General features: G+C 71.4%; 7 protein-coding genes. 4 read left to right on the top strand and 3 right to left on the bottom strand.

Features of this window, described 5'->3' with window-relative positions:
• Positions 1–570 precede the first annotated feature (570 nt).
• On the bottom strand, positions 571–921 hold the full coding sequence (locus AB0O00_RS25865; protein ID WP_363655592.1) for a hypothetical protein: 351 nt from the start codon (positions 919–921) through the stop codon (positions 571–573).
• Positions 922–1202: 281 nt separating this feature from the next.
• On the opposite strand from AB0O00_RS25865, the gene AB0O00_RS25860 reads away from it, so the two are divergent.
• From AB0O00_RS25860 to AB0O00_RS25845, 4 genes are all read left to right on the top strand, one after another.
• Positions 1203–1652, top strand: a complete 450-nt coding sequence (locus tag AB0O00_RS25860; RefSeq protein WP_363655590.1) for an SRPBCC family protein — start codon at positions 1203–1205, stop codon at positions 1650–1652.
• Between the two features lie 69 nt (positions 1653–1721).
• Positions 1722–2282: a hypothetical protein gene (locus AB0O00_RS25855; RefSeq protein WP_363655588.1), complete on the top strand. Its 561-nt coding sequence runs from the start codon at positions 1722–1724 to the stop codon at positions 2280–2282.
• A 169-nt stretch (positions 2283–2451) separates the two neighbouring features.
• Positions 2452–2868 (top strand): hypothetical protein, encoded by a 417-nt coding sequence (locus AB0O00_RS25850; RefSeq protein WP_363655586.1) that lies wholly within the window; start codon positions 2452–2454, stop codon positions 2866–2868.
• Positions 2865–3284, top strand: coding sequence for a DCC1-like thiol-disulfide oxidoreductase family protein (locus AB0O00_RS25845; RefSeq protein ID WP_363655585.1), 420 nt, complete (start codon positions 2865–2867; stop codon positions 3282–3284). The genes AB0O00_RS25850 and AB0O00_RS25845 overlap by 4 nt, the downstream gene beginning before the upstream one ends.
• Positions 3285–3340: 56 nt before the next feature.
• Here the strand turns inward: AB0O00_RS25845 and AB0O00_RS25840 are convergent, their stop codons facing one another.
• Together AB0O00_RS25840 and AB0O00_RS25835 are read right to left on the bottom strand one after the other, a co-directional pair.
• Positions 3341–4567 carry a TIGR02679 family protein gene (locus AB0O00_RS25840; protein ID WP_363655583.1) on the bottom strand — a complete coding sequence of 409 codons (1227 nt, stop codon included), beginning with the start codon at positions 4565–4567 and terminating at the stop codon, positions 3341–3343.
• The coding region (locus AB0O00_RS25835; protein WP_363655581.1) for a TIGR02680 family protein at positions 4564–6742 on the bottom strand (2179 nt) is incomplete at its 5' end. The genes AB0O00_RS25835 and AB0O00_RS25840, both read right to left, overlap by 4 nt.

The raw sequence follows: 6742 nt of genomic DNA, 5'->3' as shown, positions 1-6742 counted from the left end.
GAGCCGCCTTCCAGCGGGCCCTCCGGGCGCTTCGTTCTTTCGTGTTTCCAGCTTACCAGATGTTTTCCGCTCCGTTTTCCGGAGTTTCATTCATCCGACTCGCCGGTGTCTTCCGGTGCTTTACGCCCCGTCCGACGTTTCAAACTCTAGCCGATCTCCGCTCCGTAAAGCGAATCGGGCCGAAGTCCGAACGCAATCCAATAAAACGCGCACGCCGAATAGGCGCCGAGCCACGACAAGACGCGACCCAGCCCGAACCGGGAAGTGGTGTTTCAGAGGATTGGCCACTCCGGGACCGTCCGCGCCGATGCGTGTCCGGTGCTCCCTGCCGAGCGACTCGAGAACACTACTCCTGCTCCACGCCCGAGGCAAAACGCCCCAGCTCGGACCGCTCGGTGGCCGAGAGCAGGACCATCTTGCTGGAGCCGGGCGGAACGGGCGTGTCGCCGGTCTCCCAGCCCCAGGTCTGCTGAAGCCCAACCTCTCGCGTGATCCCGGCACGTCCGCAGGAGGGGAGCAGGAGGGAGGAACGGGTGGTTCCCTACATCGACATGTCAGCCACACCCGGGTTCACAGCCACCGCTTGGCCGCTTCGACGCTGTCGGCTCCGCTGGTGTTGAACGCGATCGCAGCCTTCGGTGCGTGCTGCCGGATCAGATTCACGACCTGCTCGAACAGCGACAGAAGTGGTTCCGGCTTGCGAATTCCACCGCCGATGACGACGACATCCCACTCGCGCTCCGACAGCGCGGTGACCATCGTGGCCTCGGCTGACTCGTCCAACGCGATGAGCGCCATGGACGCGTCGATGGCGTGTTCGCCAAACCGTGCCAGCTCCTGGTCGAGGGCCGCGCGGATGGCGGCCCCGTCCATGCCGGGCACTGCGTGTGGGTCGATTCCAAGAATGAGAACTGACGGCATGTCATGTACGACGATCCAGCGACAGTGCTGGTTCCCGAGGCACGAAGCCGTCGTTCGGGCGACCATCGCCCTGGTCGGCTCCGCCAAGGGGCGGCGACCTGGGGAATTACGTGGCCGTCGACATGGGCGGATCCGGCCGCTCTCCAGCGCACCACGGAGTCCGGTCCCGGCGAGATGCCGGCCGAGGCGAGTACCTTCCACCGAGCGCCGGCGGCCAGTGGGCGCAACCCTGGTTGGGACGCCTGAGTGTGCCGCGATCCGGAGAGGGCTCGAACAGCATCATGACCATTGACGAGACCGCCGAACGGGTGATCCCGCTGCCGACCGACGTGGTGGCCGGCTATGCGATGGACTGGCGCCACGACTCCGAGTGGACGCAGGGCATCCGTGAGGCCCACCTGACCCGCGAGGCCGATGACGGCGGGTTCGGCGTCGGCGCGGAGGTCACCCGTACGGCGTACTTCCTCGGCAAGCGCATCGACTACGTGCTGCGCATGGCGGAACACGAGCCGCTGCGGCTGCTCGACATGATCTCGGTCGCCGGCCCGATGCCGATGCACGTCACCTACAGCTTCACCCCGCACCCCGGCGGCACCCTCGCCCGGATCCGGGTGCGGGGCGACGCCGGCGGCTACTACCGGCTGGCCGCGCCGATCATGGCGCGCAAGGTGCGCTCCTCCATCACCAAGGACCTGCGCGACCTCGACCGCCGGCTCCGTCCTTCCTCCTAGCGATGTGCCCGAGCAGGTCCACCGGTCGGGCGGCCCGGGTTGTCGGATGGCGTGGCTACGATCCCGGCCATGGGCTACACCACGGATTTCACCGGTCGGATCGCCGTCGAGCCGCCGCTCAACGAGCAGGAAATCGCCTACTTGCGGAAGTTCGCCGAGACCCGGCGCATGGACCGTGAGAAGGGCCCCTACTACGTCGACGGCACCGGCTATGCGGGCCAGGGCCACGACCCGGACATCCGCGACTTCAGCAAGCCCCCGGCGGGCCAACCGGGCCTGTGGTGCCAGTGGGAGCCCACGGACGACGGCGCCGCGATCCAATGGAACGGGCACGAGAAGTTCTACGACTCGCCCGAGTGGATGACCTACCTGGTCGACCACTTCCTGAAACCCGGCGCTCATGCCCAGGGCGAGCCCGGGTTCGAGGACTTCACCTTCGACCACGTGCTCGACGGTGTGATCGACGCGCAGGGCGAGGAGTCCTGGGACACCTGGCAGCTGACGGTACGCGACAACGAGGTGTCCGCAACCGGGCCCGTGGAGCCCGAGGTGCCGTGGCTCTGCGGGGACTGCCACAAGGTGATCGCCGACGAGCACACCGTCTGCTGCCCGGGGGCGGATCCGGTGTAGGTCGAGCAGGCAGCCGAGTAGGCCGCCCGCGCCCGCAGCGGCGGGCGCGGGTTCGGCTCGTATGACGTTCGGCATCACCCCCACATCGGACTTGAACACGTTCAAACTCGCGCTACAGTGTTCCCCGACAAGGTTTTGAACACGTTCGAAACATGGAGGGGGTAGTCCCGTGGACTACACAGTCGTCAGCTACGCCGTCTATCTGCCGGTCGCGACCGGGGTGACGGTCTGGGTCGCCCGCACGCTCAGCCGCAACGGCCGGATCTTCCTGGCGGACGTCTTCGCCGGGGACGAGAAGCTCGCCGACGCCGTCAACCACCTGCTCGTGGTCGGGTTCTACCTGATCAACCTCGGGTTCGTCGCGCTCTGGATGCGCAACGACGAGCAGGTTCGCGACGTCCAGGGCATCTTCAACGCGCTCTCGTACAAGCTCGGCACCGTGCTGCTGGTGCTCGGAGTGATGCACCTCGGCAACGTCTACGTGCTGAACCGGATCCGCCGCCGGGGCAGGCAGGAGCGCGAGCCGTTCGCCCCGTCGCGGCCGCCGGTCCCGCCGCAGGCCCGCCTCAACCCGGGCCAGGCATGACCATCGACGGGGACGAGCCGCCGCCCGTGCGGCGGCTCACCGTGCTCCACGACCCCGCCTGCCCGCTCTGCCGCAGCCTCACCACCTGGCTGCGCGGGCAGCGGCAACTCGTCCCGCTGGAGTTCGTCGCGGCTGCCTCCCCCGAGGCCCGCGCGCTCTTCCCCGGGCTCGACCACGACGCATCGCTCGGCGAGATCACCGTGGTGGGCGACACCGGCGAGGTCTGGCGCGGCCACCACGCCTTCGTCGCCTGCCTCTGGGCCCTGGCCGATCACCGCTCGCTCGCCCAGCGCCTCTCCACCCCGGCCGGCCTCCCCCTCGCCCGGGCCGCCGCCTTCACCGCGGCCAAGCTCCGCGCGGTCACCAAACCATCCGCGGGCAGCTGCCCGACCGGAGAGTGCACCGTCCCGGGTTAGGCACAGGCCGGGCCGTGCTGGACGAGACCGAAGCGCGGGTGTCCTTCTATCCGTGCCTATCCGTGCTGGTGGTGTGCCAAGTCGTCGAGGAGGACGTCGGCGACCACCTCCTCCAGCACCGTGGTGCGCAGTTCGGCCATCGAGTCGACGAGCGCCGGATCCCACGGTGCGGGCGTGAGGCGCCCCGGATCGGGAGCCGAGGGAAGCCGGGGCGCGGCGGCCCGGTAGTCGGCGGCTGCCATCCGCCAGGGGACGGCTCCGGTCTTGGCGAGGACGTGGGCCGCGATGCGGATGCCCTCGCCGTCGAAGTCGCCGTGGTAGCGCAGGGAAGCGCCGTCGCGGGCCAGCAGGCGCAGCAGGTGGATCACCGCGGTGTTGGGCCAGCCGGAGGTGCAGACCAGTGGCGGGCAATGGTGGCCGAAGCGGCGCAGGGCCAGGGCGAGCACGCTGGGGTTCTCGGTGATGTGCACCGGCCCCGCGGGGCCGGTGCAGTCGCCGGGCGTGCGGAGTTGGGCGAGGGTGAGGCTGACGGGATGACCGGCGTCGGCGCAGATGCGGGAGAGCCGTGCGACCGGGCCGTCGCCGTCGAAGCGCAGACCGACGGCGAGCACGGTGGCGGAGAGCTGGTCGTCGGCCACGCCGGCCCGGCTCCAGAGCACTCGCCGGGTCTCGGCGCCGTCCGGCAGGTCGGTGCCGTACAGCACCGACAGGGCGCGCAGGACGAGGCCGGACAGCCGGGTCCCGTCGTCGAGGGCGTGCGAGTCGCCGTCGAGGAGGCGGGCGGCGAGGACCGGTAGTGGCTCGCCGTCGGCGGGGAGTGCGGCGAGGACGGTCAGCGCGGCGGTCAGCAGGGCCCGGGTCCGGTCGGGTGAGCCGTCGACGACGCCGTTGGTCCGCAGCTGGCCGGCCCATTCCAGGAGAGCGGGCTGGGCGGTGACCACGTCGTGGCCGGCCAACCACTCCCACAGGGCGTCGCGTTGGCCGGCCTTGCGTTCGCGCTCGGCGGCCCGGTCGTGGATAGGGCCGAGGATCGCGGTCACTACGTCCCGTACGGGCCTGCCGCAGGCGTCCAGCACGGCACCGTCGAGTCCGGCGAGGGAGATCGTCGGTTCGGTACCGGGGAGCCGGTCGAGTCCAAGGAGGTCGGCGAGCGCCTCCCGGCCGGCGTCGTCGAGCGGTCCGGACCGCACCCGGCTGACGCGGCGGCCGGTCGAGAGGCGGTCGTGGACGGCCGACCAGAGGGGCCGGAGTTCGGGGAGGTCGAGGGGGTGGCGGTCCGTCATGCCGGTTCGTCCGTGTCGGCTTCGTCGGGCAGCAGGTCGGTGCCCGTCCAGGTGAAGCGGGCGCTGGTGACGGCGTCGTCGCCGTCACCGCCGGTGATCAGCTGGTGGACGGCGATGCCGGAGAGCTCACGGTAGGTGCACCACTCGTGGTCGGAGGTGAGCACCAGGTCGAGGTCGAGCGCCGCGAGGAGGGCGAAGACCTGCCCGCGGTTGACGGTGTCGACACCGACGAAGACCTCGTCGAGCAGGATCAGTCGCGGCGACTGCGGCACCGCCTCGTAGTGGGCGGCCACGGCCGCGAATAGCGGAAGGTGGAGGGCGATGGCCTTCTCCCCTCCCGAGAGCGCGCCGTGGAGCTTCTTGGTGAGCAGTTGCCACCCCGAGCCGTTGGCGCGGTCCAGCTTGACGACGAACTGGTGCCAGGCCGTGTAGTCGAGGACGTCGGCGAGCTGTTCCTCCCATGTGGACGCCGTGTTACGGGACTTGGCCTCCTCGATGCGGCCCCGGAAGAAGGCGTGCAGGGCCTCGCGGTCGGCTTCGGTGATCCGGGCCGGGTCCTTGAGCAGCAGTTCGCGGGCCGCCCGGGTGCCGGCGGGCAGGTCGGGGTGGATCTGCCACACCAGGCGGACGGCCACCCGTGAGGCGGTGCGGACCCGTTCGAGGTGGCCGTTCATCCGCTCGACGAGTTCCCCGGCCTGGCGGATGCGGGAGGCGAGGTGGCGGCGGGTGTCACCGGTGAGGGTCCGGTCGAAGAGACCGCGTTCGGCGGCGGTGATGTCGTCCTGGCTGCGGTCGCGGTCGCCGGTGAGGATGGCGAGGAGGCCGGTCGCTCCGACGCGGATGCCGTCGATGGTGGCGGTGAGGACGTGGATGTCCTCCTCGGCTTCGAGTTCGAGGTCGGCACGACTGCTGAGGCTCTGGCGGGCACGGTGGACGGCCTCGGAGAGGCGGTTGAGGGAGTCGCCGAGGTTCCTGGCGCCGTGTGGCAGGTTGGGCCACGCGGCGGCGGTCTCGCGCGCGGCTTCGAGGGTGGCACGCGTGCCGTCCAGGGAGGTGAGGGTGAGGCCGAGGCCCGCGTCGTCGGGGAATCCGAGGACGCAGAGGCGGCGGAAGCCGTGGGCGGCCTCGTTACGGGCCGTCACGGCGTCGTCGCGTCGGGCCGCGTCCTGGGCCATGGTGGCGCTCAGCGAGCCGATCCGGCCTTCGAGAGCGATCAGTGCCCGGGTGGCGGCTTCGATCTCCCGGCGGGTCCGGTCGAGCTCCGTGCGGAAGTCGCTGATCCGGCCGGCCACTTGGCGGTAGTCCTCGCCGACGGTGGTCTCGGCGGCCTGGAGCGTGGCCCGGAGCGCCCGGGCGGCGGCCTCGGCGGCCTCGGCTTCGGTCAGGCTCTCGGCCGCCGCGCCCCGGGACTCCTCGGCGTGGCTGCGGGCGGTGTCCCAGGCGTGCCGGGCGGCCCACCAGGCGAGGTGGGAGTCGAGCCAGACGTCGGCCCGTTCGCGCAGCCCGTCGACGGCCGTGGCAGTCGCGTCCAGGGCGGCGCGTTCGGTCGGCAGGGCGTGCTCGGCCGACGCGACGGCGAGTGCGCGCAGCGCGGTCGCGACCGCGTCCTCCTGCCGCGCGAGCCGTTCGACGGCCTCGCGTACGGTGTCCTCGCGAGCGCCTACCTCGGACTCGGACCGCTCCCAGGCGCGCTTGGCCTGGTCCACCTCCCGGTGGTGCGGCCGGGAGCGCAGGTCGGCACCGAGGCGCGTCCGGCGGTCGGCGAGGGTGCGCAGCTGCGCCTCGAAACCCTGGACGGTCGTGTCGGCCTCGGCCAGTTCGGCGGTGAGGTCGGCGATGCGCCGCTGCCTGGCGCGTTCCCGGGCCGCGGCTCCGATGTGGCTGGATTCCTCCTTGGTCCAGGAGCCGACCGCCGCGGCCAGCCGCCAGCTTCCGTCGGCCGCCACTGCGGCCGGGTGGCCCTCCGGGAGTGCGGGGAGGGTGGGGCCGTAGGCGATGCCGGCGAGGAGCCGCTGTACCTGACCGGCCGGCACCGGGCCGTCGGGTTCGGGAGCCAGGACGTCGAGCAGCGAGGGGCCCGGCGCCGACAGGGCCGACGCCGGGTCCAGCAGTGTGTCGTGGCCTGCGACGGCGATGCCGCCGTCGGAGGTCATCCAGGCGTCCAGCAGGCCGGCC

The organism is Kitasatospora sp. NPDC093558, assembly GCF_040683475.1.
Taxonomy (GTDB): domain Bacteria; phylum Actinomycetota; class Actinomycetes; order Streptomycetales; family Streptomycetaceae; genus Kitasatospora.
Note: the sequence above shows the minus strand (reverse complement) of the source record. Positions and strands in the feature narration are given on the sequence as shown.

Excerpts from the sequence above, each read along its gene's own strand:
- AB0O00_RS25855 (WP_363655588.1), top strand. The coding sequence starts at position 1,722 with ATGGGCTACACCACGGATTTCACCGGTCGGATCGCCGTCGAGCCGCCG.
- AB0O00_RS25845 (WP_363655585.1), top strand. The coding sequence starts at position 2,865 with ATGACCATCGACGGGGACGAGCCGCCGCCCGTGCGGCGGCTCACCGTG.
- AB0O00_RS25860 (WP_363655590.1), top strand. The coding sequence starts at position 1,203 with ATGACCATTGACGAGACCGCCGAACGGGTGATCCCGCTGCCGACCGAC.
- AB0O00_RS25865 (WP_363655592.1), bottom strand. The coding sequence starts at position 921 with ATGCCGTCAGTTCTCATTCTTGGAATCGACCCACACGCAGTGCCCGGC.
- AB0O00_RS25840 (WP_363655583.1), bottom strand. The coding sequence starts at position 4,567 with ATGACGGACCGCCACCCCCTCGACCTCCCCGAACTCCGGCCCCTCTGG.